Here is a 26,133-nt window from a genome sequence, read left to right on the forward strand (position 1 = left end):
GGTGCCTCGCAGCTCAGATCAAGCGTGTTGTAACATCTAAATGTTCGCGGCTTAAATTACTGACCAACATATATTTATATTCCCATAGATAATAAATTATATCTGATACCGAAGTTTAATGACCCATGATCATATTTGGATAGATCAAATTGCAAATATATCGGGATTGTATGTGATAAAAATGCAACAGTCATGTCAATAAATAAACATCAGTCATTTACATCAGTTGACCCATATTCATTAAAATGGCTTTATCTCCCTCGACAGATCGAAGGGCCGCTCGGTTCAACCCTTCATCCCGTAAACGTCATTTTTTGAGGGTAAAGATGAAAAAGATTCTTATTGCTACCAGCGCGCTCGTCGCTGTTGCTGCTGCCGGTTCCGCACAGGCTTCTGAAAAAATCCAGCTTGAAGTTGGTGGTTACATGGAACAGTGGGCTGGTATCGCTGATCAGGACGTTGGCGAATCCAAAAACGCTTTCCAGTCCGATACAGAAGTTCACTTCTCTGGTAAAACCACGCTTGATAACGGTATCGAAGTCGGTGCGAAAATCGAACTCGAAGGTGAAACCTCTGGAGACCAGATCGATGAACAGTACCTGTTCGTCAATGGTGGCTTTGGTCAAGTTAAACTGGGTAAAGACGACAGCGCAGCCGACTCGCTTGGCATCACTGCACCGTCTGTTGGTCCGGTTGGCGTCAATGACGGCGATCTCACCAACTGGGTTGATGCATATTTGATCGATACCGTTCCGTCGAGCGGCGACCAGAACCGCGTCACCTACTTCACCCCGAATTTGGGCGGTTTTCAGGCTGGCGTTTCCTATGCTGATGACAATCAGCGTAATGGCAGCGGTAGCTATAACGGCACCGATGGTACCGGTGACAACATCGTTTCTGCTGGCGTAAGCTACCAGGGCGACTTTGATGGCGTATCTTTCGGCGTTTCCGCTGTGGGTGAAAACCAGGGCGAAGGCAACTGGTATGGCGTTGGTGCAACCGTTGGCTTTGGCAACTTCGTCGTTGGTTCTTCCTGGGGCCATATCGAAGACGATTACGCACAGGGTGAAAACTCCACAACTGCTGGTGATACCGACAGCTATGACGTTGGCGTATCCTATGCCATGGATGCAGCGAAAGTTTCGCTCTCCTACGCATATTCCGAATACGGCAACCGTCAGGTTGGCTCCACTTCGGCAACCAGTACCGGCGAAATCAGCACGGTTGATCTTGGTCTTGCTTACACCCTTGGTGCAGGCGTGACCTGGAAATCTTCTGTCTTCTGGTTCGACGATGAAGCAGACAACGCAGCCATTTCCGACAATGACGGTTATGGCGCAGTTACCGGTCTGGTACTGTCCTTCTAATTCTTCGGAATTGGAAATTGCAGACGACGAAGGGGTGGCTTTGGCCGCCCCTTTTTCTTTTGGATATCACAGTTTGAAGTGGGTGATTGCTTGCTGATGATCACTGACTTTAACGAGTAAGACCCAGATCCCGCTGAATCAAATTCAGGATTTCCGGGGTATCGTCATTGAGCGTTCCAACGCACGGCACAGGGTGATCTGTTACAAGTAAGGCAGCCAATTTTGGGTCATGTTCTTGTGGGAGTTCACTAAGTGCTTCGAGAGGAAGGTTCAAACTGCCCATGCAACCGACCTTGCCATCTACCGTTGCCCGCAATTTTGCAAGACCGCAGGGGGCGTTGCAGTAGGGGCCAGAAAACCCGCTTTGCCAGTTTCGCAAATTAGCATGACGCCCCTGCAAGGTTTTAGCAGAGGCAGAGCTGTATATTCCGATACCCGGCGTTTGAAAAAGTTTCGTGATATGGGCAGGCCCGCTATCAGCAACGACAACATAGTCCTGCTGTTCAACAAATTGAACCAGTTCGCCAATTGTCCTAAAGCCATCAAGAACGCGAATGTTTTTGGCTGAAAGTTGCCCAAGTGCTGTCTTATAGGTCTTCATCACACCCTGATAGGCGTTAAGAACAATTGTGATATCCACATCCTGTTTTGAAAGAAGCTCTGTAATGCTTTGGATCAAGGCAGGTGGCAACGTACGCAAAGGTGAAGAGGCCATTGGTACGATCCCGATCTTCATTCTTGGCTTAACTGACACGTTTCGCCCAACAAGTGGACAAAGATCAATGCCAAACGCCTCACATAATGCTTCTTCCGGATTAACCGGCATGGTGGCGATATTTTGCCAGCCTTCCATCTCGCTAAGATCAACTACGCGGTCAAACCGTGCGAGCTGCTTGGAAGAAATAAACAGCTGAAAAACCTCAACACCCGGGATGAGCGCAAAGATATCTGATGCGCTACCGCTGTTGAGTACGCCGATTTTCACATTCGGATATCGAAGTTTCAGCGCCTTAAGAAACAAGGTCATTCCAACGCAATCACCAAGCGCGTCATCGGGAACCAGAAACAGGATGGCGCTTTTCGCAAAGTCTATCTCAGCCCATGAATCTCGTGGCAAAACCTGCAGATGGAACGTATCCGATTTGATTTTTACCCCGGTGGCATTTGCCAAAACCTGTTGTCGGAGCAAAGACGTGGTTCGGGTGAAATAGATCGGACTTTTATCCGATGTTTGCATCAGTGTCGGGCTGACATTGGGCAATCCGAATTGAAACGGTAACTTGGACGTGAACCGGGTAAATTTCTTGCGGGATGGCTGCAGTTTACGGGGCATTGTGGGGCTGATCTCCGTTCACCGAACTGGCGAAGTGTTCGCGCCAGAAAACCCGATACCTGCCAAAGATGCAAGCGATGAAGACCGCAGGTTTCCAACATTTTTCTTGTTAATGCCCCCAAGGCCGATCGGTGTCATTCCACTGTGCTTACACAACTCGGCCATGGTCAAAACGGTGTTAAGTGACAACGGATTTTTACCCGGATGGCTGTGTGTTGGAAAAATCGGCGAGATCAATACGCCATCAGGTCGATACTGTTTAGGCAAGATCCCCAATCGACGGATGGTCGCATGACCATGACAGGCAGACGTGACCAGAAATGTTGCCGGAATCTGATGATAGATGTGTGGCGTCGTCAAAATGCGATATTCGGGTAGGTGAACACCATCGGCATCCAGTGTCAGGGCCAACGAGATATCATTTGCCACCAAAAACGGAATGGCTTTCGCACGGCATAGACTGCGCAGCTTTGCACCAAGCTTCGCACGGTGTGGATGGTCATATTGGCGGAAAATCACCATGCTATCAGTGGGTAAGGCGTTGATCGCCGGTGCTGGATCAGGCAAACGCTGATCATCAGTCAGAAGAATAATCGGGGGGATAGGGCAATTCGGGCCGCCATTGCGAAGATTGAGTTGGCGTGCCTGCTTTAACAGGGTGTCATCCATTGATAGTATCCCGATTCTGCACGGATCTGAAGTGAGCTAAGCTGTGCATATTACCGTCACCGATTTAAGGGCCAATCATCCATGAGCAATCATGATCTGTCATCCGCCAAGAGCGATGTTGCACAAAATCTTGCTGAAATTCAGGACAATATCAACGCGGCCTGTGCGGCTGTTAACCGTGACAAAAATGAAGTCACGCTTGTCTGTGTAAGCAAAAATCACGAAGCAGATCATGTTCGCAAGGCTTTGCTTGATGGGCGGCGGGTGTTTGGTGAAAACCGTGTTCAGGAAGCTTCCGGAAAATGGCCGGGTTTGCGCGAAGAATTTCCTGATATCGAACTTCATCTGATTGGCCCTCTTCAGACGAATAAGATCAAAGATGCGGTCCATCTGTTTGATGTGATTGAAACTGTTGATCGCCCCAAACTGGCCAATGCACTTGCCAAGCATCGTGATAATACGGGGCAGTGCCCGGATTTGCTTATTCAAATCAATACCGGCGAAGAAGACCAAAAGGCGGGTATTTCACCAAAGGAAGCTGACGCATTCATTGTCATGTGTCGTGAGGAGCTGAAGCTTCCGATCAAGGGGTTAATGTGCATTCCCCCTGTTGATGAGGAACCTGCACCGCATTTCACCCTGCTGGGTAAGATCGCAGATCGTCATGGTTTGGAAATCAGAAGTATGGGAATGAGCGGTGACTACGCGTCTGCAATCCGGCTTGGGGCCACGCATGTGCGGGTTGGGACAGCTGTTTTTGGCTCCAGAGGCTATTAATTCGTAAAAATCCCTGTTCTTTAGGGGTAAAAATCGCATTTATGTCCAAAATCGTGTTTACTTGCAGTAAAAACGGCTAAAATGATGGCTGATAGGTCGGAAAACATGAATTTTCGAATTTTGTGGATTATTGGCCCGAATTCAATGACGCCTGAGAAGATAATCTGTGACAAAAAAATCCCGTTATACCGGGATTTTTTTTATTCTCCTGTTTCGCAACCCATTAGGGGATCAGTTTATACCCACCGGGCTCTGTAATCAGGATTGCGGCATTCGATGGATCTTTCTCGATCTTTTGGCGCAAACGATAGACGTGGGTTTCAAGCGTGTGGGTTGTTACACCGGCATTGTATCCCCAAACCTCATCAAGCAGCGTTTCACGGGTGACCGGTTTGTCGCCTGCCCGGAACAGGAATTTCAGGATTGAAGTTTCCTTTTCCGTCAAACGGACTTTCTTTTCGGTCGTGGTTTCGATCAGGATTTTCGCGCTGGGCTGGAAGCTGTAGGGGCCAATGATGAAAACGGCATCTTCGCTTTGCTCATGCTGGCGGATATGGGCCCGAATGCGCGCCAGAAGAACATTTAGGCGGAATGGCTTCGTGACATAGTCATTGGCACCCGATTCCAGACCAAGAATGGTATCAGAATCACTATTGGCCCCGGTCAACATGATGATCGGGGATTTCACACCTGCGCGACGCATCAGTTTGCAGACATCACGGCCATCCATATCAGGAAGCCCGACATCAAGCAGGATCATATCGAAATAGGTTTCCTTGGCGGCATCAAGTGCATCCTTGCCACTATGGGCGACGACACATTCAAATTCTTCATGCAGTCGGAGCTGTTCCGTCAAAGACTGGCTGAGAGCTGCATCGTCCTCAACCACGAGAACCTGTTTACCTGTCGACATTCACCATCCCTTGCTGCTTGCCAGATCCCGTCTATATATTGGGCCTGAACTGATGCTGTTTTGCACCATTGTTTTTGTGGAACTTCGGCGTCAGGCCCGCCATATATAAAATGCGTATTCTAGGATCAGCGTCTTAGTAGCTATTTTCAAGAACAAACTGTTTCACTTTAACCCATTGACCTATGTAGGAGCCGGATTAATTAATGCAATCGAATTGGAAACCGGTATGACAGGGCAAATTTGTCGTAAAATCTTGAAAGATGTTAATCTTCCTGCGATTTTGCTCCTCGCTTGCCAACACACCGGACTGACCAAAGCGGTTATATGAATTAATCCGGGTCATTATCCAGCCCCATAGCCACCGGATCGCGATGTTGTGATCACAAAGACAAGATAACAATGACTCAAAGCTTTGCCACAACCGCCCAAAATGACAGCAATCTGATCCCGGCCACGGATCTGGTGACAGTATCGCGTGCCGTGGCTGATTTGCGGCGCGGCGAAATCGTTCTTGTTCAGGGCCATCACGATGGTGAAGCCCATAGTGTTGCTGTTATCGCCGCTGAACCGTTGTCGCAACTTGGCTTTGATCGTTTGTGTGACATCGCAAACCTAAATGTTGCACCGGCAATTGTCATTCCGCGTGTTCGGGCAAAATCATTGGGTCAAGCCTGCAAGGATGATCCTTTCATTGCTTTTGTCAGCAATGATCGTGCAGACATTGATGCCGACCGACTTGGTGAAATAGCCAATCCGTTGCTTGATCTTGAAAAACTGCCGGCTGGCGACTGGCGTGCTGTTTCAATGGCAGAATCTGCAGCCATCCGTTTGGCCAAACTTGCCCGGTTGCTGCCCGCTGTGGTGACGGTATCGGTCGATGCCGGTCAGTTGGAAAACCTGGCGCGTGGGCAGAACCTTCTGGTTTTGCAGTCTGATAGCATCAATGGTTATGAAAATGCATCGGCGGCAAGCCTGCGTCAGGTCAGTCAGGCACGTGTGCCACTTGAAGATGCGGAAAACGCGACCGTAATTGCATTTCGCCCCGAAGATGGTGGTCAGGAACATTTGGCCATTGTTATAGATGAACCGGCCAAAGACAAACCGGTCATGATCCGCCTGCATTCGGAATGCTTTACCGGTGATTTGATCGGATCGCTTCGCTGTGATTGCGGGCCTCAATTGCGCGGGGCGATTTCCGAAATCGCAAGTAGCGGGCAGGGCGGTATTGTCCTGTATTTGCGTCAGGAAGGCCGTGGTATTGGCCTGGTCAATAAGCTGCGTGCCTATGCATTACAGGATCGCGGATTTGATACGCTTGATGCCAATGAAGAACTGGGCTTTGATGCCGATGAGCGTGTTTATCGTCCGGCCGCCGAAATGTTGCGTCAGCTGGGCTTTGAAACTGTCCGTCTTCTGACCAACAACCCGGAAAAGCTCAAAGGGTTGGAAAGCTGGGGCGTGAAAGTTTCAGAACGTGTTCCGCACAAGTTTCCGTCCAATGGTCATAATGAATTCTATCTTCAGACGAAAAAGGACCGGGCCGGGCATTTGTTCTAAACAGCGCGGAATGGGCTGCAAATAATGGTTTCGACTGCGCATGGTGCTCACGGACCTATGTACGTTGCGCGCCAGTGCTCGCGAATCCGTCATCTTTGCCACATTCCACACCGTTTAAGTTGCGCTTCGTTTTAATGTGCCGCTGCTACCCGGCAGAAGATTCCGACAGGTAGGAATGCCGGGGATCGGATTTTCAAAATAATCATATTTTCCAATAGCTTAACTTTGGTCCAAACTGGCACCCCTTTTGCAAATTAACTGGCAAGAGGAGGACGATCATGTCGATTGGTGCAAATTGGCGGCAAATATCGCCCGGTAGTGTTCCGGGTGTGGCGGGAGACGTTGCAAGCGACAAGTTTGCGCAGTCGAACGTGGCTGATCAGCTTTCCGATAGTGCGGAAGGCCGGAGCTTTTCTGACTATATGTTCGGAGAAGACGGGTTTGAATTCACCGATTTCCTCGATGTGATTAATCCACTGCAGCATATTCCCGGCGTTGGGATGGTCTATCGTTCTTTGACCGGCGATGAATTGGGCAATGGCGCGCGCGTTGTCGGTGGCGGCTTGTTCGGCGGGGTATTTGGTCTTGCCGGTGCTGCGATTGATGCAGTAGTTGATGCCGTGACCGGTGAAGATACTGGTGCCCATGTTATGGCATTTGTCGAAGATAGTTTTAATGGCAACCCGCGTGACGATGGTACTGCCATTGCCGATGCATCTGAAGATCCGGCAAAAGCAACGACGACAGCATCCGCCCTTGGTGCTTATCAAGAAGAACTGGTTCTGCCTTGGATGGTTGCGAACAATGCGCCATCAAGTTTTGCAGCAACCCCGGCAGAGCAGGCAACCATCGTACAGGTCGCACCAATGGCGCCGGTCGATCAGGTTGTTTTGGCCTCTGCTGGATCACCCGATGTACCGGTTACAAACGTGATCAATGCGTCTGAGTTAAACTTGCCGTGGGCACAAAATGCCGCTGCAATGGCTTCTGCGCCAACACCGGCCCCAAATCCCCTGTTGCAGGCGCAATTACAAGCACAGACCGAAGCCACACCTGCTTCTGCCTCTGAACAAAACCAGGATTCTGATCCTGCAGAACTGGCCGTTGCCATGGCATCGGCTGGCACAACAAACCCGGCATCAACTTTCGCACAGACAGTTGCTGCAAACTCGGCCACGGGCGACGCACTTCCGCGGGCAAGCCTAAGCAGGGAAGGTGGGAATACTGTTTGGGGGCGGGCGCAAAGTGAGGGACGGTTTAGCCGTCAGTCAAATACGATGGTTATTTCTGCTGAAATGGCGGAGTACGAAGCCCGACAGGCAAAACTTTCTGCGGGAAAAACAGATAAGCAATCCTCCGAGAGTGCTTTGGCGGAAAGGGCAGGCACGGCGACAGCAGATAACGTGGCAAGCCGTCCTGCTGCGCCAAATCTGCCTGATCTGCGTTCTGGCGCTGCACCGCTTTCGGCGGCAGAAATGGCTGCCCGGTTTAATGCTGCCCTTGGTCGGGAAAAAGCCCAGACCATGGTCGCCGAATCCGTTGCGAGTAGCAATGCTGTTGCCGATCAAGGGCGTATGACGGCCCGCCAGACCAGCCAAGGTGCAAATCAAAACACCAGCCATACCAACGATGTTAGCGCTAACATCGCGACTCAAAATGAAACTGGTACTGACCAATCAGTTCATCCACTGATGCAGCGTGCGTCATCGCATCTTGAAGCGGATGAACCTGTTGGCGCGTGGTTTAGCCAGACCATGATGGATGGGCTGAAAAAGTATCAGGCGATGCAAAAACAATCCCAGCCTTCTGGCGGATCAATCTGATTGGTTTCCGAACTAAACACGGAAGCCTTGAAATGAAAAAGCCCGCTTATCAGCAATAAGCGGGCTTTTATTCATCTGGTTTGCGAACAGATTAGCTGTTCAAGAAGCCAACAAGTTCTTTGACCTCTTTGAGGATCGGCTGGGCAATGACGTTTGCACGTTCGGCACCTTTGGCCAAGGCGCTGTCGATATAGGCCGGATCGTCATTCAGACGTGCCATTTTCTCGGTAATCGGGGCCAATTTATCCACAACCACGTCTGTCAAAGACTGTTTGAAGCCCGAGAACTGTGTTCCACCATGTTCGGCCAAAACCGCATCAACTGTGCTGTCGGTCAGGGCAGCAAAGATCGTGATCAGGTTCTTGGCTTCCGGGCGGCCTTCAAGACCGGCTGCTTCAGATGGCAGCGGTTCCGGATCGGTTTTTGCCTTGCGGATTTTTTTGGCCAGCGTGTCGGAATCGTCGGTCATGTTAATACGTGACATATCCGACGGATCGGATTTCGACATCTTTTTCGAGCCATCTCGCAGCGACATCACCCGCGTTGCCGGACCCAAAATCAATGGCTCTGGCTGCGGGAAGAAATCTTCGGCGCCGTAATCATTATTGAATTTCAGTGCAATATCACGGGCCAGTTCAAGATGCTGCTTCTGGTCTTCACCGACCGGCACATGGGTGGCTTTATAGACCAGAATGTCGGCGGCCATCAGGCTTGGATAGGCATAAAGACCCAAGGATGCGTTTTCGCGGTGCTTGCCGGCTTTTTCCTTGAACTGGGTCATGCGGTTCATCCAGCCGATGCGCGCAACACAGTTGAAAATCCATGCCAGTTCGGCATGGGCGGAAACCTGACTTTGATTGAACAGGACCTGATTTTCCGGATCGATCCCGGCCGCAATCATGCTGGCGGCAAGTTCGCGAATGTTGGAACGTAGCTCAGCGGGGTCTTGCCAGATCGTGATGGCATGCATATCGACAACACAGAAGATGCATTCATATTGCTTCTGCAGCTCGACCCAGTTGCGGATCGCGCCAAGATAGTTGCCAAGGTGAAGGTTACCGGTGGGCTGAGCGCCCGAAAAAACACGTTCCATAATGGTGTCGTCCATTTCAATAAAAACAAAAACGCGTTTGCTAGCTCCGCCAGGTTGTGGACACCCGCCGGCGGACGAGCTTGCAAATCAACGCGCGGAGTTAAGCCGCCTGATCTCGTAAGGTCAAGCGGCTTGTCAGGAAATTCCGGGAAATAATCAGATCAGGCAGGCTTTCGGCGTTTAAACATCGATTTCAGTTCGGAAAATCTGGTTGCGCCAAGCAATTGCGCGGCAATGCCATAAACCATCACACCACCGATCACGCACAACATCATGGTAATAATCCGGGTGATGGAAAGCGCGTCATTTTGCCAAAAGATATCAATGGCAAACCAAAGAGCGGCCCCCATTAGGGCAGAGCACAACAAAATCCGCGGGACGCGTTTAAGAAGCCGTGGATCAAACATAAGATCGCCCTGCCGATGCAGCAGGAAACCGAGGCAAAACGCATTAACCCAGACCGAGACCGAGGTTGCTGCCGCAATTCCCAAATGCCCGAATTGCGGCATCAGGATCACGATCAAAACGATGTTAAGCACCATTGCGGAAATGCCAATGCGGATCGGCGTTTTGGTATCTTCACGGGCAAAAAATCCCGGGGCAAGAACCTTGACCAGAACCGATGCCGGCAACCCAAAGGCAAAGACGATCAGGGCCAAACCGGTCATGCGGGTTTCTTCCGGGCCAAATGCACCGCGTTCAAACAACACATTGATCACCGGCAAGCCCATGACCCCAAGTGCGACAGCGGCCGGAAGGGTCAGCAAAAGGGCAATTTCAATGCCGCGGTTTTGGCTATACATCGCGGTTTTGGGATCATCACCCTGTAGCTGGCGTGACAAAGTCGGCAAAAGGGCGGTGCCAATGGCAATACCAATGACCCCAAGCGGGAGCTGTTGCACGCGATCGGCATAGTAAAGCCAGGAAACCGCACCATCGGAAACAAGGGACGCCAGCATGGTGTCGATCAGAAGGTTGATCTGATAAACCCCGGCACCAATCATGCCCGGGATCATGCGTTTGCCCAGAAGCTTGATCCGGTCGTCAACCCGGGGCATTTGCCATTTAATCGCAAACCCAGCCTGTTTGCAGGCAATGACCAGACATATGAATTGCGCGACTCCGGCCAGCGCAACCCCCCACGCCAAGGCATGTGCAGGAGTTTCGGTCATGGGGGCCAGACCCAAAAGGGCGCCGATCAAACAGATATTGAGGATAATCGGTGCACCGGCCGCTGCGGCATAACGATGCAGGGTGTTTAAAACCCCTGACATCAGGGCAACGGCGGAAATAAATGCCAGATAGGGAAAAGTGATGCGCGACAGTTCAACAGCAAGCGCAAATTTTTCCGGGTCTTGGGCAAAGCCGGGTGCGAAAACATACATCGCCCAGGGCATGATGATTTCAATGATCGCAACGAGAAAGCCCGTGATCAGAACCAGCATCGACATGGCACGCGCAGCAAATTCATGCGCCGCATCCGTGCCACGCTTTTCAATGTCGCCAGCCAGAAGCGGGATGAAGGCCGCGGAAAACGCGCCTTCACCAAATAACCGGCGAAACAGGTTGGGAAATTTGAACGCAACAAAGAACGCATCGGCAATGCCGCCTGCACCCAGCATACCGGCAATTAAAATATCGCGGCAAAACCCCAAAAGGCGGGACAGTAGGGTAAAGCCACTAACCGTGGCGATGGAGCGTACGAGCGACATTTGGGTCAATCACATCCGTTCAAGGGGCCGTTCACATCAGTATCACGCGATGAATGGCAAAAATCTGACAGGGGAAAGTGAAGAAGTCGTAATCAAGTGAAGGGTAGGGCATTTGAATGTCACGGATTTATGAAAATCATGGAAATTGAATGTAATTTTCCAAACCTGTGACAGCCGTCACAGAAAAAGACATGCAAGAGGCCTAAATTCGGTCTCGCTGAGGATTCGTTGGGACGCGAGCCTCAATTATTGGACGGGCGGGGAATAAAGGGGACCAACCTCAACCTGCTGCACTCCGAGGATAACGACATCAAGTCTAACATGTCATGATGTCGGGTTTGGTTTATCCCTTCCTCGTCCGTCACAATTTCCCAAAGATATACATATACTTTTCCGGTCGTTTTGATCGGAAAAGGCGGATTTGACCCCCTGCTGTGGTGGTGCTTTGCGCATCATATGGGCAAGGGTCAAATTCGGGTATGTCTTTTCGGAAATTCGGGAACGCGAGAACATGATCAATTGTTCTGGATTGCTTGTGTCAGGGTTTCCTTGACCTGAACAAATTTGGTCCGGCTATCAATCTTTAATCCAAACACATCCTTCACATAAAAAACGTCAACGGCGCGTTCGCCGAATGTCGAAACGCGGGCCGATGCGATTTGCAATGACAGATCGCGCAAGGCGCGCGTGATGTCATAGAGCAACCCAAGCCGGTCACGTGCGGTAATTTCGATCACGGTATGGGTGCGGCTGGCCTTGTTATCGATGATGACGTTGGGTTCGACCTTAAACACTGCGGTGCGGTGCTTGTTATCCTTGGTCTGGCGACGTTCAATTTCCTGGCTGGGGCGCAGGCGCCCGGAAATGACCTGTTCAAGAGTTTCGCGCAGTTTTTCAAGTTTGGCGGTGTCGTTAAAGGCCTCGCCATTGGTGTCCTGCACAAAGAAGGTATCAAGCGCCATGCCATCGGCAAGGGTCAGGATTTTCGCATCGACAACGTTGGCACCGCACAGTGCCATCGACCCGGCAATCTGGGAAAACAGGCCCGGATGGTCCGTGGTGTGAACCGTGATTTCGGTGGCATCAATTTCGGTATCAATACGCACATCGACTGTAATGTCCGCCCCGCTTTTCTTGGCGTCACGGGTGAGATGTGCGTGATGCACATGAACGTCGGTATCGAAACTCAGCCAATAGGATGGATAGCCACGATCAATGAAATCTTCGATATCATCTGTTGGCCAGTCAATCAGGGCTTCGCGCAAGGCCATCTGGGCATTTGCGACCCGCGAATCGCGGCTATCGGCGTTCAAGCCACCTGACAAACGATCATCTGCGGCATAGTAAAGTTCACGCAGCAAGGTTGCTTTCCAGCCATTCCAGACATTCGGCCCAACTGCGCGGATGTCGGCAACCGTCAGACACAGCAATAAACGCAGGCGTTCTTGGGATTGCACCAAGTCGCCGAATGCCTTGATCGTCATCGGGTCATTTAAATCACGTTTAAAGGCTGTCAGGCTCATCCAAAGATGGGCTTTGACCAGCCACGCGACTGTTTCGGTATCGGCCGGTGACAGCCCCAAACGCGGACACAGCTTTTCAGCGACTTCTGCGCCCAATTCCGAATGATCGCCGCCGCGTCCCTTGGCAATATCATGGAGAAGAACCGCAACATACAAAACACGCCGCGAAATGACCTTGCCCATGATCCGGGTGGCTACAGGGGCGTCTTCGGCCAGTTCACCGTTTTCAATCTGATTGAGGATGCCGATTGCCCGGATGGTATGCTCGTCCACGGTATAGGTATGGTACATGTCATATTGCATCTGGGCGACGACACGTCCGAAATCCGGGATAAAGCGACCCAAAACCCCGGCTTCGTTCATTTTACGAAGGACGATATCGGGGTTGGTCCGCTGGGTTAAAATCTCCAGAAAGACTTCGTTTGCATCCGGGTCGTTTTGAAGCTTGTGATCGACAAATTTCAGGCTTTGGGTCACCCAGCGCAATGTTTCGGGATGAATGCCAACACCGTTCTGGTTGGCGACCAGAAACAGACGCAAAATCTTGATCGGGTCTTTTTTGAAAACATCAAGGTTTTCGACCGTTAGGCGATCATTGCGCAGCTCAAACCCGTCAATTTCCTTGGTGCCAAACAATTTGCCGGGAAAACGGATCAAGGGGCGGCGTTGATGGCGTTCTTCAAGTGCTGCACAGAAAATCCGTGTCAGGTTACCGACATGCTTCACCATCAGATAATAGTGCTTCATGAAGCGTTCGACACCCGATGCGCCAGCATGATCGGTATAGCCAAGATGGGAAGCGATATCGCGCTGCATATCAAACGTCAGGCGGTCTTCTTCGCGGTCTGAGAGATAATGTAACCAGCAGCGTACCGCCCACAGGAAATTCTGGGCTTTCAAGAAACCTTGGGCTTCTTTGCGGGTCAGAACTTTAAGGTCGACCAGTTCCATCGGCGAATTAACCCGATAAAGGTATTTGCCGATCCAAAACAGAGTGTGCAGGTCGCGTAAGCCACCTTTGCCGTCCTTGACGTTGGGTTCCACGACATAGCGCGAATCGCCCATACGAACATGACGATCATCGCGTTCGCCAAGTTTCTTTTCAATAAACTCAAGGCCGCTGCCCTTGACCAGCTCATCCATGAAGCGGGCCCGGAAGATGTCATAAGTTTCTTCATCGCCCCAGACAAACCGGCTTTCAAGCAGGTTGGTACGGATGGTGATGTCCTGTTTACCCATGCGCAGGCAATCATCAACGGATCGGGTAGCGTGACCGACTTTCAGACCAAGATCCCACAGCATATACAGGATGAACTCGACCACCTGTTCGCCATGTGCGGTTTGTTTGTAGGGAAACAGAAACAGGATATCGACATCGGAATGCGGCGCCATATCCCCCCGGCCATAGCCACCAACCGCAACCACAGACATGCGTTGTTCATTGGTCGGGTTGTGTACCGGATAGACAAAATTGACGGCAAAATCATGGATCAGACGGACGATTTGATCCATCAGGAAGCTATTGGAAAACACCGTTTCCTGACCTGAATTACTTTCTTCAAAGCGCGCACGAATAACCGTACGACCGGCTTCCATGACCGATTTCAGCTTGTTCAAAACAGCAGTACGCTGTTTGAAGTTTTTCAGATCCGGGTCGTTGGCAATTGCTTTTAGTTCAGCAAAGACGTTTTTCCGGTCAATGATTTCGCGCTGTTTCTTGATCTTATAGGTCACGTTGGTCTGTTTCCTTGCGCCTGCTTTTCGGCCTGCGTGCCGTTTTTTAAAGCCGTTATCTTATGATAACGGCAATTTGTCGCGACCGCACCCTATGCATGTGCTGTGCCGGATGAAGAATATGCTCAAACACTACAAGCTTGCGGTGCTGGTGCCAAAACGAAAACAGGCACCTGCCTCATATAGGGGCAAGGTGCCTGTTTTTCATGCGTTTAACCCGTACCAATTATGCCAAGGCGCTAGTCTTTTAAGGTGTGCAGACGATACAGCGCATCAAGGGCTTCGCGTGGGGTCATGTTATCGGGATCAAGATCATTAACCGCGTCTAACAATGCTTTTTGACTGTCTGAAAGGGCCGGGCCTGATGCCTTTTCTTCCTGTGCGGCCTGCTCAATCGCGGCGGCAAACAGTGGCAAGTCATCGGCAAGCTTCGAAACAGCACCGCCTTGCTGGCCTTTTTCAAGGGTTTTTAGAACCTGTTCGGCGCGTTTGATCACGGGTTTTGGCAAGCCGGCCAATTGGGCGACATGGATGCCGTATGACCGATCCGCACTGCCCAAGCCGACTTCATGAAGGAAGACAACTTCACCCTGCCATTCCTTGATCAGCATGGTGTGGCAGGACAGATGTTCAAGCTTGGCCGCAAGTGCGGTCAATTCATGATAGTGGGTGGCAAAAAGACCACGACACTTATTGATTTCATGAAGGTTTTCAACCACGGCCCAGGCAATTGACAGACCGTCAAAGGTGGCTGTACCCCGTCCGATTTCATCAAGAATCACAAGTGATCGGTCAGTTGCCTGATTAAGGATCGAAGCGGTTTCAACCATTTCGACCATGAAGGTCGATCGCCCGCGCGCCAAATCATCAGCAGCACCAACGCGTGAAAACAGCCGGTCAATCACGCCAATATGGGCTTTTCCGGCGGGAACGAATGCGCCGATTTGGGCCAGAACCGCAATAAGCGCGTTTTGGCGCAGGAAGGTCGATTTACCGGCCATATTCGGACCGGTAATCAGCCATAGGCTTTGTTCATCCTCAAGGCGGCAATCATTGGCAACAAAGGGTGAGTCTGCATTTTCGCGAAGGGCGGCTTCAACCACCGGGTGGCGCCCAGCATGGATGTCAAAGGCAAGACTGTCGTCGATTTGCGGGCGGATACAGCCCTGATCACGGGCCAGTTCTGAAAGTGCAGCGGATACATCAAGCCCGGCCAAGGCCTGTGCGCAGCGGGCAATGGCATCGGCCTTGGTCAGAACCGACTGAACCAGGTCTTCAAACAGCTCAAGTTCAAGGGCAAGCGCCTGATCGCCGGCCTTGGAAACCTTGCTTTCAAGTTCGGACAGCTCGACCGTGGTAAAGCGGACCGCATTGGCCATGGTCTGACGATGAATGAACTCGTCCACTTCCATCATCTTGTCGGCATTTTTCGCCGATACTTCGATGAAGTAGCCAAGCACATTGTTGTGTTTGACTTTAAGGTTGGCGATGCCGGTTTGCTCGGTATAGCGGGCTTGAAGGTTGGCGATCAGCTTTTTGCTTTCGCTTGAAAGCATGCGCAATTCGTCAAGCGGTGGGTGATATCCACCAGCAATAAAGCCACCATCACGTGCCAGAAGCGGCAGGTTTTCGGCAATGGCGCGACGCAAAAGATCAATCAGATCACCATGATGTCCCATCATGGTCAAATGGTCACCAAGGGCCGCGGGCTGCGCTGTGAGGCCGTCATTGCCGCCATCGGGTTTGCCAAGCAGGGTGCTGATCGCAAACGAACAGGCAAGACCATCGCGCATTGCGGCCAAATCACGCGGACCGCCACGACCAACAGACAGGCGCGACAGGGCGCGTTCAATATCGGGGCATTCGCCAAGGCTTGATCGCAAATCAGCGCGTAAGCCATCGCGGTCATGGAAATATTCCACCAGATCAAGGCGCTTATTGACTTCATCGGCACTGGTCAGCGGGGCTGACAGGCGGGCCGCCAGCAAACGGGCACCCGCACCGGTTTTGGTGCGATCAATAACCGACAGCAGTGACCCTTTACGTTCCCCTGACTGGGTTTGCAGCAATTCAAGCGACCGGCGGGTGGCGGCATCAATTTCCATTGATGCGCCTTCAGCAACGCGGGTTGGCGGGGCAAGGCGGGGCATCTGACCTTTTTGAGTCAGATCGACATAATCAATCAGCGCACCAGCAGCCGACAGTTCGGCAATTTCAAACCCGCCAAAGGCATCAAGTGCCTCAACCTGATAAAACTTTTTCAGGCGCAGCTGAGCATTATCTGCGTCAAAGCGCGCACTGGGTTGCGGGGTGATGACGCTTTTATATTCGGAATAGATGTCGAACATGTCTGACCGGTTCAACATCTTTTCAGAAAACAGGATTTCGCCCGGATCAAGTCGCGCCAAAGCAGCAGGCAAACCTGCCATATCGCTTGGCTGGACGTAAAAGTCGCCCGTAGACATATCAAGCCACGCCAGACCAACCTTGCCACGGACGTCGGATACGGCCGCCAGATAGTTATGGCGTCTGGCATCCAGAAGACTGTCTTCGGTAAGCGTGCCGGGCGTGATCAGGCGGACGACACCGCGTTTTACGACCGATTTGGCACCACGTTTTTTTGCTTCTGCCGGGTCTTCCATCTGTTCACAGACGGCAACACGAAAACCCTTGCGGATCAGACGCTGAAGATAAGTTTCGTGGCTATGGACGGGAACACCGGCCATGGGAATTTCGTTACCTTGATGCTTGCCGCGTTTTGTCAGGGCAATATCAAGGGCTTCGGCGGCTTTGACGGCATCGTCAAAGAACAACTCGTAAAAATCGCCCATCCGATAAAACAGCAGGCAGTCCTGATACTGTTCCTTGATTTCAAGGAACTGGACCATCATCGGGGTGGCACCTTCCAAAGAAAAGGACGGTGCGATTGGTGTTGTGTCGGATGTATCAGCGATGTTGTTCATGATGACTTTGATAGCAAACCCTGAAGGCAAAGACGAGAGTTGGAAAGATGGCCGGTGATAAAACTTGATCTATGCCATTGCAACGCCTGATTTTCTGTAAAATATATAGAAAGACAACCGGACTTGGTCAGTGGTGATCATCGCTGATTTTTGAACCGAATAACAGCCACCAAGGAGAGCGAAAAATGGCAGCAGAGCAGACCACCTCGCAGGCCCCCGAACTGGTCGGACTGTTTGATACCAAAGACAAATTTGACGCGGCTATCCGTGCATTGCGCGATAGCGGCTTTGCCCGAACCGATCTTTCGGTATTGAGTTCTCATGAATCAATCGATGTCGCCGGATCAGATGGCCGGTCATGGTCCGATGTCCTGACTGCGTTGGTCGGGGAAGTGAAATATGAAGTTCCCCTTGTCGCATCGGGCGCAATTGCCCTGTTTGGCGGGGCGGCAACAGCACCTGCGGCAATTGCGGTTGGGGCAGGGGTCGGTGCGGTTGCCCTGCGTGAATTCATCGATGAAGTGACATCAACACCGCACACGGATGACTTTGCTCGTGCGGTGGATGCAGGTTCCGTGATCCTTTGGGTGCGGATCGATCCAAAGGATGGCGGGGCAGAAACCAAGGCCCGGGCCATTTTCGAACAGAATGGCGCGACCAACATTCACCTGCATACGCCAAAATAAACTGTTTTGAATTGCGATGCAGTTAGACCCAGCTGTATTCGCTAAAGAGCAGAAACTAATTGGCTGCATCCAAAGATGAAGAGGATGGCAGACAGAAACCACGCGACAACATAGAATATATTCAACGTTTTAATAGCTATGTTTCGCCTCTTTTTAATGAGGTCTGAGTCTCCTCCGTCCCCATGGTCGGCATTATGTTCTGACCATCGCTTATCTGTCAGTGAGCCTTGGTAAAAATATGCAGACATTACGCTAAAAAGTGCAGCCACTAGACCATACACCATAAAAAGCCCTACTTCTGGCAAGGCTTTGGCCAAAGTAGGGCTATCTTTTGCTAACGATGGGTAAGCTGCCATGATCGCAATTAAAGCAGCGCCATTAACCGACAGAACCATTTTCAGGGCAAACAACCCTATCTGGGCAGTTAGTTGGTCAGAGTGAAGCGCATTCTCCCAAGATTTCTGATAATGGATTAGAACCTTTTCATCATGTTTTTCTGACAAATGACACCTAAAGATCAGTTTCTGAATTACTTCAATATATCAATATTACAAAAATTTATGTTTTTCTCTGTGCTAGTTTGCACTGTAACGCAGTGTTGTGTTCTGCAGTACAGAATTTGTAGCGATCTGATGGTTTTGGCTTTCAACAGTATAATGATTCATAAAACAACAAAGACGACCAGAGAAGGTTGCCGGTTTTTTCGGATCGTGGAAAGAGGTCGGAATGGTGCGAAAAGCCTGTGGCCCCTTTTTCGCGATGCAACCTGATTGCTAACGGCTCTTAACCTGCGCGATGGGGCAATTACGTCACTGAAAAATCACGCCTATTTGCCAAATTATTTGTCAGGGTTGACGAATAAAGCCATCCACCATGGCAAATCCCGGTCAAAAAGTAAGGGGGGCTGGATTGAGTGTTGCTGCATCGCAACATACGGAAAACGCTACGTAATTTTGCGGTTGCCGTTAACGTCGCCTTTGACCCGAAGCACGAAGCCTGATTTATTGGGCGGTCCGACATGCCGGTCCCACACCGATATCATGTCGAATTTAACAAACTACACTTAAAGAACACCCACTGCTTTCCACCCACCACGCAAGCGTCAGTGAAAACATCATGTCAGATAAAGAAATCAAGGTTCGTGACCGCGAAGCACTGCTGTTTCATTCCAGCGGCCGCCCAGGCAAAATCGAAATCACCGCATCCAAGCCGCTGACCACACAGCGCGATCTTTCCCTGGCTTATTCGCCGGGTGTTGCGGTGCCTTGTCTTGAAATCGCCAAGAACCCGGCAACTGCCTATGACTACACGTCAAAGGGCAACATCGTTGCGGTTATTTCCAACGGTACGGCTGTTCTTGGTCTTGGTAACCTTGGCGCACTGGCGTCCAAGCCGGTGATGGAAGGCAAGGCTGTTTTGTTCAAACGCTTTGCCGATGTTGACGGGATTGACCTTGAAGTTTCCACCGAAGATGTCGATGAGTTCGTCAATTGCGTGCGCTTCCTTGGTGCGACCTTTGGCGGCATCAATCTTGAAGACATCAAGGCCCCGGAATGTTTCATCATTGAACAGCGCCTGCGCGAAATCATGGATATTCCGGTTTTCCATGATGATCAGCACGGAACCGCGATCATTGCCGCATCGGGCCTGATCAATGCATGTGATTTGACCGGGCGTAAGCTTAAAGACATCAAACTTGTGATCAATGGTGCTGGTGCGGCGGCGATCGCCTGCTGCGAGCTGGTCAAAAGCATGGGTGTGTCGCACGACAACGTCATTATGTGTGACACGCGCGGCGTGATCTATAAGGGCCGCGAAGACGGCATGAACCAGTGGAAATCAGCCCACGCTGCTGACACGGATGCCCGCACACTTGAAGATGCGATGGATGGGGCGGATGCGTTCTTTGGTCTGTCGGCCAAGGGGGCGGTGACGACCAAAATGGTCAAAAGCATGGCCAAGCGGCCGATCATTTTTGCCATGGCCAACCCGGATCCGGAAATCAGCCCGGAAGAAGTTGCATCGATTCGTGATGACGCGATCTGTGCCACCGGGCGTTCGGATTATCCGAACCAGATCAATAACGTGCTTGGCTTCCCGTACATCTTCCGCGGGGCACTTGATGTTCAGGCATCAACGATCAACGAAGAAATGAAAATTGCCGCTGCCCATGCGGTGGCGTCGCTGGCGCGTGAAGACGTGCCTGATGAAGTGGCTGCGGCCTATTCCGGGCGTCGTTTGCAATATGGCCCGGAATATATCATTCCGGCCCCGTTTGATCCGCGTTTGATCATTGCCATTCCCAAGGCAGTTGCACAGGCAGCAATGGACAGCGGTGTTGCCCGTCGTCCGATCATTGATATGGCGGAATATGAAAACCAGCTGCGCGGTCGACTTGACCCAACCGCGGCGCATCTGCAGCTGATTTCTGATTACGTGCGCGCACATCCGAAACGGATTGCCTTTGCCGAGGGCGAAGAAGAAACCGTTATTCGTGCTGCTGTTGCCTATCGCAATTCGGGCTATGGCACGCCGATCCTGATTGGCCGTGAAGATCGCATTCATGAAAGTGCCAAAAATCTTGGTATTGAAAGCCTTGAAGGTGTCGAAATCAGCAATGCGGCATTGTCCAAGAACAACACGGAATATGCCGAATTCATGTATGAACGCCTGCAGCGTAAAGGCTATCTGTGGCGCGATTGTCAGCGCATGGTGAACCAGAAGCGTAACGTTTTTGCCTCCGTCATGGTGGCAAAGGGGCATGCGGACGGCATGATCACGGGCCTGACCCGAAACTTCAACCGCAGCTTTACCGATATTGCCAGCGTGATTGATGCCAAGGCGGGCGAAATCCCGATGGGGCTGTCGATTGCGATTGCCAAGGGGCGGACGGTGTTTATTGCCGATACCCGGGTGCATAATCTTCCAAATGCGGAACAGCTTGCCGAGATCGCCATTCAGGCGGCCGAAAAAGCCCGCCAGCTTGGTCATGAGCCGCGCGTTGCCCTTGTCTCGCATTCGACCTTTGGTAACCCGTATAGCGAAGACACCGACCGTATTCGTGAAGCTGTTGGTATCTTGGAGCGCAGCGACGTTGATTTCGAGTTTGATGGCGATATGGCTGTTGATGTTGCACTCGATACCGAGCTTCTGAAGCTCTATCCGTTCTGTCGTTTGTCTGGTCCGGCCAACGTTCTGGTTATGCCGGCTTTGCACGCGGCAACCACGGCATCCAAGCTTTTGGACAAGCTTGGTGGGGGTACGGTGGTTGGGCCGGTGATGATTGGTCTGGAGAAACCAGCCCAAATCGCACAGATGGGCGCAACAGTGAATGATCTGGTCAACCTTGCAGCCCTTGCTGCGCATGAGGCAGAGCACGGCTAAGGTCAGCTTTTCGAAACTTTGAAAATGGCGGGGATGCTTAGGCAGTCTCCGCCATTTTTGTTTGATCCTGTTTGATCAATTTTAAGAAATCCCGATGACAATGGGCTTTGATTTGACTTTGTTTGGGGTTCGTATGGTCATTTGGTGATGTGTGTTGCATTTGACCTGATTTTTGCCACATGATTTGACCATAAGGCTGGCATGTCCGCCATTTTACCAAGAGATTAGGAAATATCTTATGGGCCAGATGACCCGCTTTCTCGCTGTTTTTATGTTTTTCCCGTTTCTTGCGGCTTGCGAAGGCGAACAGGCCAGCGGGCCAAGCCTGGATGAAATTACCACTGCGGTCATCGAACGTTTTCGCGATGATCCTTATGCCAAGGTCGGGCATGTTGAAAATGTGAGTAAGACCAACAGTATCTCCGAGAATGATGACGAGGTCATCGTTATGGTCAGCTATGAACTTGTTTTTGATCGGACCGTATCGGACTTTGCCGATGACGTGACCGAACGGGGCAAGGCAGCCGGTTCGATGGATGATGTTGGTGATACCGTCAGCGACGCAATTGATCTGGTGAAAACAAAAATGTTGGCGATGAAGGAAGGCGAATTTAAAGCCGGTGACCGGCGCATCGTCGAAAATGAAATTCGGCTGCTGAAATCCGAAAAGGGCTGGATCTATCGCAAAGGCGCTCAATAGAGCGATCTGTCTTTATCCAGTGTGACTATGGCCAATAAAAAAGGGATCCAGATCGATCCCTTTTTGTGTATGGGCCTTAAAGGCGCTAAATCAGTCTTCCAGCGATGCCAGAACCTTTGGCGGGGGCGGGACATCTCCTGCCGCGAAAACAAGCCCATCAAGCTCGTTTAGGCCGTTAACGCGCATGATCGCATGCAGGCTGTCGACATATTCTTCGCCGCGCTCTGAATATTTGGTCAGGGTTTCAGCCAGATCCCAACCGCTGATCAGATCACCGTTTGCACGAAGTGTCGCGCGACGTTCACGCAAGCTTTGATACGCCGGATGGGAATTGATGTTACGTGCATAGGCACGCACGCTGTCCATCAGGCTGCCAAATGCCTTGATCACGTGGGTTTTGCCATCTTCGCGGTCTTTTGGAACGATGCCTTCGTCATCCCCCCAGGCCCATTGACCAAACAGCGCATTTCCCGTGCGGACAAAGCGTGATGTTCCCCAGCCGCTTTCTTCAGCAGATTGGGCAAGGATCAGCGAGGTTGGAATAAGGTCGATGCGTTCAAGCAGGGCCGTAACGCCACCATCGGTCACACGATAACGCTTCATGAGTTGGTCAACCCATTTCTGATCGCTTGCGCTGACCGGGATACCGGAAATACCTTTGGCCTGAATCGCCATCAGGCGATCACGGCGCGCACCAATTTCTTCATTCACCCGCATGGCCAGCGGCAGCATGATTCGTAGGAACAGCGTTTTGCGCTCGTCTACGGATGCCAGCTCGTCAAGGCCTTTGGGAACGCGCTTGATATAAACACGTGGAACTTCGGTGACGTCGTTCAGGCTGTAACCGATGCTTTTGAAATACTGGTTCAGGGCGACGACTTCTGGTCCGCGCCGGAAAACCGGTTTTTTCTTTTTAACAGCGGGACTGTCACCGTCTGTAACGTCCGTAACGATTGGCTCGTGACCGAAGCCAACCGGTGTAGGCGAAACATCAATTCCGGAAAATATACCGATATACAGTAAACTGATTGCTCCGAGGACCGAAGCAAGCACAAATTTCCGGTAATTTCCTGTTTTTGCACTACTCATTGTTTTCTCTCCAGGATCAGTAACACTGTCCATCCCAAGTGGAGGTTATCTATGCCCGTCGCAGCCATGGATCGCAACGGACAAAATCCCTAAAAGTTGAAAACGCCGAGCAACCCTTCTCGTTCGGCGCAAAATAAGAACGCCCGGCGCACTGAAAAGTTTGCGCCGGGCTTACAAATTTTTAACGACTCGAAAGATCAGTCGGCCATGACGGGTTCGACGGATTGCACTTCAGGCACATAATAGCGCAGCATGTTTTCGATACCCATTTTCAGGGTCGCGGTGCTGCTTGGACAGCCGGAACATGCGCCGTGCATTTCAAGGAAAACCACACCATCTTCGAATTTGTGGAAGACGATATCGCCACCATCCTGCGCAACGGCCGGTCGGACGCGGGTATCAAGAAGTTCCTTGATCTGCGTGACCAGTTCGTTATCGCCTTCGGCAGCGGTGCTGGCACCGGTTGCGGCATCGGAGTTTTGGTCAAGAACCGCCTGACCTGAGGTGTAATGTTCCATGATCCCGCCAAGAATCTGCGGTTTCAGGGTTTGCCAGTCTTTGGAGTCGTCCTTGGTGATGGTGATGAAATCACCGCCGAGGAAGACACCGGCAATGCCATCAACTTCAAACAGCTTGCGGGCAAGCGGTGATTTGACGGCTTCGTCACCCTTAACGAAGTTGGCGGTGCCAAGGCGGCCCATCACTTCTTCGCCCGGCAGGAATTTGAGTGTGGCCGGATTCGGGGTCGGTTCGGTTTGAATGAACATGGTCGGCGTGTCCTCTCACTCTGATTGCCGGGGCGAATGTGCGCCCGCTCAGCAATCTGCATTTCATTTGGTTAGGCCCTAAATGGGGCAAAAAGTAGAAAAGATCAAGTCGCAGCGCGCAAGTCAGGTATTCGCCAGCGGTGCAAGTGTGATCAAAATGACCCTTAACGCTGCAGGATACTGCTGATCTCACGCATCTGGGTGCGGGCACGCAAAAGATAGAAACCAAGTCCTGCCAAATGGTTGGGGAAAATAATGCCATCCGCCGATCCATTAACGACAACCAGTGGATCAAGGGCGGCTGCAGATTGAAGGGATCCGACCATTTCCGCCCAGGCAGGGGCAATTTGCCGTTCATTGATGATTTGTTCGAAGTCAGTCCCCAGATCACGCAGGATCAGGCTGTAGGCATAAAGGCGCCCCTTGGTGGCATAAAACACGTCATCGGCAGTGCGGTCAAAGATCGACGGGGCATCGACCTTATCATCAAGCAGAGCGGATGCCGATCCAAGGTCATTGGCAAACCGGTTCAGGGTTTCTTGCAGATTATCGGCACGGCGTTCAAACACCGCGTTTCCGTCAATCAGGCGCTTGTTATAATTTTCCAACGATCTGATGGCCTGACGGTATTGCTGTTCGGACGTGACACCGGGCAAAAGCGATACACTTGGGTCAAACACCCATTTGTCACCGCGGAATTTCAACAGGCCAGCCGCATCATCAAGGTCTGGATCCACCTGACTTGAACCACGGGTTCGACCGATCTGATCGGACAGTTCAATGGAAAAGCGCGACAGGGCGTAGACGATACCGGTCTGGAAATTCGGCATGTTATCAAGTGCAGAGCCCGGCAGGAAAAACGGATCGTTTGCGGTCCAACGGTTCTGGTTGACTTCACGGTCAATAAGGCCAGCAGCAGTGCTGACAGCGTGGCTGCCGCCATGATAATTGCCAACGAAATCGGGATTGTCGTCAATGCGATGGACCAGCGCCATGCCAGCTGGATAATAGATCACAGCAATCAGGACGATGACAGCAAGGCTGCGCAACCAGAATTTGCCCGATCCGAAAACAGCCTTCAGACGCGATCCAAAACCCGCGATACCACCTTTTTTATACAGATAATCGTCTTCAATCATGACCTGTCCTGTGAATTAATCTGGCAATTGAACCTAGGGTGTCAGTGCCCAAACGGCAAGTGCATGATTTCACTGAGTGATGGTTATGAATGTTTCGTACTGTACCAGACCCAAAAGGGTCTCAAGGTCTTTTTCGGCCAATGCAACACAGCCTTCGGTACCGCTATAGTCAGGTTTGGCGATATGCATGAAGATTGCAGAGCCCTTTCCGGGGACCGGTGGGGCATCATTGTGACCCAGAACAACGACGATGTTATAGAGATGGTCATCACGGTAAAGTTTTTCGTGGCTGCCCTTAAAAGGTAGCCGCACCGGGCAGTTATAAGCCGGGTGCTTGGGATCATCGCACCAGCCATCGGAAAATGAAATGGTTGTGACCGGAAGTTTGGTCCGTGGACACGCCCGACGGTCTGCACGGTACATGACATAGCGCAACTGCCAGCGCCCCGCGGGTGTTTTACCATCGCCTTCGGTCTTGGTTTGGGCATCGGTAATCCCGTTGATCCCGAATGCACAGCGGAACTCATTGTCGCCCACGCGCAAAATGCCATCCGCCGAGACCGTAATCTCGAATGGTTGGGGCATCGAATGTGCGATTGCGTCGCTATGCATTCAATTTGCTCCGTTGTGACATTAAGTGCGGGCCGCTTTCACAGTATTTTCGAAAGTCTCGCGTGACGAAGGTGTGAAACAACAAAGGTAAATTTGTGGCGGATTGGGAAAATCGCCAGTCATGTCACAAATGTTTGATACGGCGACTCTGGCTGCTTGGTTTTCCAACCAGCCAAATATTGATGTCGAGCACCTGAGCGACCTTATTGTCGGTCATTTTGGGGAAAAGTCAAAAAAACACCGCTCTGCCAAAAAGCTAGAGCGGTGTTTGATATTGTCGTAAACGGCTTTA

General features: G+C 51.4%; 20 protein-coding genes. 8 read left to right on the forward strand and 12 right to left on the reverse strand.

The genetic code is table 11. From position 1 onward, the window contains the following. Positions 1-326: 326 nt before the first annotated feature. Positions 327-1,367 carry a porin gene (locus tag ACQ0MK_RS17845; RefSeq protein WP_430473747.1) on the forward strand — a complete coding sequence of 347 codons (1,041 nt, stop codon included), beginning with the start codon at positions 327-329 and terminating at the stop codon, positions 1,365-1,367. Positions 1,368-1,476: 109 nt separating this feature from the next. On the opposite strand, the gene ACQ0MK_RS17850 is transcribed toward ACQ0MK_RS17845, so the two are convergent. Next, the gene (locus ACQ0MK_RS17850; RefSeq protein ID WP_430473748.1) at positions 1,477-2,394 is read right to left on the reverse strand and encodes a glycosyltransferase family 9 protein; all 918 of its coding nucleotides are present in this window, start codon (positions 2,392-2,394) and stop codon (positions 1,477-1,479) included. A gap of 324 nt (positions 2,395-2,718) precedes the next feature. Next, complete coding sequence (locus tag ACQ0MK_RS17855; RefSeq protein ID WP_430473749.1) at positions 2,719-3,369, reverse strand: thiamine phosphate synthase; 651 nt, start codon at positions 3,367-3,369, stop codon at positions 2,719-2,721. An 81-nt stretch (positions 3,370-3,450) separates the two neighbouring features. Between ACQ0MK_RS17855 and ACQ0MK_RS17860 the strand changes: the two genes are divergently transcribed. Then, the gene (locus ACQ0MK_RS17860) at positions 3,451-4,146 is read left to right on the forward strand and encodes a YggS family pyridoxal phosphate-dependent enzyme (protein ID WP_430473750.1); all 696 of its coding nucleotides are present in this window, start codon (positions 3,451-3,453) and stop codon (positions 4,144-4,146) included. 223 nt (positions 4,147-4,369) lie between these two features. Here the strand turns inward: ACQ0MK_RS17860 and ACQ0MK_RS17865 are convergent, their stop codons facing one another. Further along, entirely contained in the window at positions 4,370-5,059 is a 690-nt protein-coding gene (locus ACQ0MK_RS17865) for a response regulator transcription factor (RefSeq protein ID WP_430473751.1), read from the reverse strand. A gap of 399 nt (positions 5,060-5,458) precedes the next feature. Here ACQ0MK_RS17865 and ribA point away from each other — a divergent pair, with 399 nt between their 5' ends. Both ribA and ACQ0MK_RS17875 read left to right on the forward strand, forming a co-directional pair. Beyond that, positions 5,459-6,616: a GTP cyclohydrolase II gene (gene ribA / locus ACQ0MK_RS17870; protein WP_430473752.1), complete on the forward strand. Its 1,158-nt coding sequence runs from the start codon at positions 5,459-5,461 to the stop codon at positions 6,614-6,616. A 278-nt stretch (positions 6,617-6,894) separates the two neighbouring features. Further along, complete coding sequence (locus ACQ0MK_RS17875) at positions 6,895-8,439, forward strand: hypothetical protein (protein WP_430473753.1); 1,545 nt, start codon at positions 6,895-6,897, stop codon at positions 8,437-8,439. Positions 8,440-8,530: 91 nt separating this feature from the next. Here ACQ0MK_RS17875 and trpS read toward each other — a convergent pair whose 3' ends face one another. From trpS to mutS, 4 genes are all read right to left on the reverse strand, one after another. Continuing rightward, positions 8,531-9,532 (reverse strand): tryptophan--tRNA ligase, encoded by a 1,002-nt coding sequence (trpS, locus tag ACQ0MK_RS17880; protein ID WP_430473754.1) that lies wholly within the window; start codon positions 9,530-9,532, stop codon positions 8,531-8,533. A 161-nt stretch (positions 9,533-9,693) separates the two neighbouring features. Continuing rightward, positions 9,694-11,244, reverse strand: coding sequence for a murein biosynthesis integral membrane protein MurJ (gene murJ / locus ACQ0MK_RS17885; RefSeq protein ID WP_430473755.1), 1,551 nt, complete (start codon positions 11,242-11,244; stop codon positions 9,694-9,696). Between the two features lie 515 nt (positions 11,245-11,759). Further along, complete coding sequence (locus tag ACQ0MK_RS17890; protein WP_430473756.1) at positions 11,760-14,501, reverse strand: [protein-PII] uridylyltransferase; 2,742 nt, start codon at positions 14,499-14,501, stop codon at positions 11,760-11,762. Between the two features lie 239 nt (positions 14,502-14,740). Next, a complete protein-coding gene (gene mutS, locus ACQ0MK_RS17895) occupies positions 14,741-17,464 on the reverse strand; it encodes a DNA mismatch repair protein MutS (RefSeq protein WP_430473757.1) in 2,724 nt (907 codons plus the stop codon). Positions 17,465-17,649: 185 nt separating this feature from the next. Here mutS and ACQ0MK_RS17900 point away from each other — a divergent pair, with 185 nt between their 5' ends. Continuing rightward, positions 17,650-18,150 carry a hypothetical protein gene (locus ACQ0MK_RS17900; RefSeq protein WP_430473758.1) on the forward strand — a complete coding sequence of 167 codons (501 nt, stop codon included), beginning with the start codon at positions 17,650-17,652 and terminating at the stop codon, positions 18,148-18,150. Between the two features lie 41 nt (positions 18,151-18,191). Here ACQ0MK_RS17900 and ACQ0MK_RS17905 read toward each other — a convergent pair whose 3' ends face one another. Then, positions 18,192-18,653 (reverse strand): hypothetical protein, encoded by a 462-nt coding sequence (locus tag ACQ0MK_RS17905; RefSeq protein ID WP_430473759.1) that lies wholly within the window; start codon positions 18,651-18,653, stop codon positions 18,192-18,194. A gap of 613 nt (positions 18,654-19,266) precedes the next feature. On the opposite strand from ACQ0MK_RS17905, the gene ACQ0MK_RS17910 reads away from it, so the two are divergent. Further along, the gene (locus tag ACQ0MK_RS17910) at positions 19,267-21,534 is read left to right on the forward strand and encodes an NADP-dependent malic enzyme (protein WP_430473760.1); all 2,268 of its coding nucleotides are present in this window, start codon (positions 19,267-19,269) and stop codon (positions 21,532-21,534) included. Between the two features lie 238 nt (positions 21,535-21,772). Continuing rightward, complete coding sequence (locus ACQ0MK_RS17915; protein ID WP_430473761.1) at positions 21,773-22,234, forward strand: hypothetical protein; 462 nt, start codon at positions 21,773-21,775, stop codon at positions 22,232-22,234. Positions 22,235-22,324: 90 nt separating this feature from the next. Here ACQ0MK_RS17915 and ACQ0MK_RS17920 read toward each other — a convergent pair whose 3' ends face one another. The 4 genes from ACQ0MK_RS17920 to ACQ0MK_RS17935 all read right to left on the reverse strand — a co-directional run bounded on the left by ACQ0MK_RS17920 (position 22,325) and on the right by ACQ0MK_RS17935 (position 25,841). Continuing rightward, positions 22,325-23,323 (reverse strand): glucosaminidase domain-containing protein, encoded by a 999-nt coding sequence (locus ACQ0MK_RS17920; RefSeq protein ID WP_430473762.1) that lies wholly within the window; start codon positions 23,321-23,323, stop codon positions 22,325-22,327. A gap of 197 nt (positions 23,324-23,520) precedes the next feature. Further along, positions 23,521-24,090, reverse strand: coding sequence for a NifU family protein (locus ACQ0MK_RS17925; protein WP_350041112.1), 570 nt, complete (start codon positions 24,088-24,090; stop codon positions 23,521-23,523). A gap of 164 nt (positions 24,091-24,254) precedes the next feature. Further along, a complete protein-coding gene (locus ACQ0MK_RS17930; protein ID WP_430473763.1) occupies positions 24,255-25,229 on the reverse strand; it encodes a DUF2333 family protein in 975 nt (324 codons plus the stop codon). A gap of 69 nt (positions 25,230-25,298) precedes the next feature. Beyond that, on the reverse strand, positions 25,299-25,841 hold the full coding sequence (locus ACQ0MK_RS17935; RefSeq protein ID WP_350159620.1) for a L,D-transpeptidase family protein: 543 nt from the start codon (positions 25,839-25,841) through the stop codon (positions 25,299-25,301). 121 nt (positions 25,842-25,962) lie between these two features. On the opposite strand from ACQ0MK_RS17935, the gene ACQ0MK_RS17940 reads away from it, so the two are divergent. Continuing rightward, the gene (locus ACQ0MK_RS17940) at positions 25,963-26,124 is read left to right on the forward strand and encodes a hypothetical protein (RefSeq protein WP_430473764.1); all 162 of its coding nucleotides are present in this window, start codon (positions 25,963-25,965) and stop codon (positions 26,122-26,124) included. The last annotated feature ends 9 nt before the right edge of the window (positions 26,125-26,133 follow it).

This window comes from Thalassospira lucentensis (genome assembly GCF_050516545.1).
GTDB lineage: Bacteria > Pseudomonadota > Alphaproteobacteria > Rhodospirillales > Thalassospiraceae > Thalassospira > Thalassospira lucentensis_C.

Bases quoted from the DNA above. Each gene is read 5' to 3' on its own strand.
- ACQ0MK_RS17935 (WP_350159620.1), bottom strand. From the start codon at position 25,841: ATGCATAGCGACGCAATCGCACATTCGATGCCCCAACCATTCGAGATT.
- ACQ0MK_RS17865 (WP_430473751.1), bottom strand. From the start codon at position 5,059: ATGTCGACAGGTAAACAGGTTCTCGTGGTTGAGGACGATGCAGCTCTC.
- ACQ0MK_RS17940 (WP_430473764.1), top strand. From the start codon at position 25,963: ATGTCACAAATGTTTGATACGGCGACTCTGGCTGCTTGGTTTTCCAAC.
- ACQ0MK_RS17910 (WP_430473760.1), top strand. From the start codon at position 19,267: ATGTCAGATAAAGAAATCAAGGTTCGTGACCGCGAAGCACTGCTGTTT.
- ACQ0MK_RS17875 (WP_430473753.1), top strand. From the start codon at position 6,895: ATGTCGATTGGTGCAAATTGGCGGCAAATATCGCCCGGTAGTGTTCCG.
- ACQ0MK_RS17850 (WP_430473748.1), bottom strand. From the start codon at position 2,394: ATGACCTTGTTTCTTAAGGCGCTGAAACTTCGATATCCGAATGTGAAA.
- ACQ0MK_RS17930 (WP_430473763.1), bottom strand. From the start codon at position 25,229: ATGATTGAAGACGATTATCTGTATAAAAAAGGTGGTATCGCGGGTTTT.
- ACQ0MK_RS17860 (WP_430473750.1), top strand. From the start codon at position 3,451: ATGAGCAATCATGATCTGTCATCCGCCAAGAGCGATGTTGCACAAAAT.
- ACQ0MK_RS17915 (WP_430473761.1), top strand. From the start codon at position 21,773: ATGGGCCAGATGACCCGCTTTCTCGCTGTTTTTATGTTTTTCCCGTTT.
- trpS (WP_430473754.1), bottom strand. From the start codon at position 9,532: ATGGAACGTGTTTTTTCGGGCGCTCAGCCCACCGGTAACCTTCACCTT.
- ACQ0MK_RS17925 (WP_350041112.1), bottom strand. From the start codon at position 24,090: ATGTTCATTCAAACCGAACCGACCCCGAATCCGGCCACACTCAAATTC.
- ACQ0MK_RS17855 (WP_430473749.1), bottom strand. From the start codon at position 3,369: ATGGATGACACCCTGTTAAAGCAGGCACGCCAACTCAATCTTCGCAAT.
- ACQ0MK_RS17900 (WP_430473758.1), top strand. From the start codon at position 17,650: ATGGCAGCAGAGCAGACCACCTCGCAGGCCCCCGAACTGGTCGGACTG.
- ACQ0MK_RS17845 (WP_430473747.1), top strand. From the start codon at position 327: ATGAAAAAGATTCTTATTGCTACCAGCGCGCTCGTCGCTGTTGCTGCT.
- ACQ0MK_RS17920 (WP_430473762.1), bottom strand. From the start codon at position 23,323: ATGAGTAGTGCAAAAACAGGAAATTACCGGAAATTTGTGCTTGCTTCG.
- mutS (WP_430473757.1), bottom strand. From the start codon at position 17,464: ATGAACAACATCGCTGATACATCCGACACAACACCAATCGCACCGTCC.
- ribA (WP_430473752.1), top strand. From the start codon at position 5,459: ATGACTCAAAGCTTTGCCACAACCGCCCAAAATGACAGCAATCTGATC.
- murJ (WP_430473755.1), bottom strand. From the start codon at position 11,244: ATGTCGCTCGTACGCTCCATCGCCACGGTTAGTGGCTTTACCCTACTG.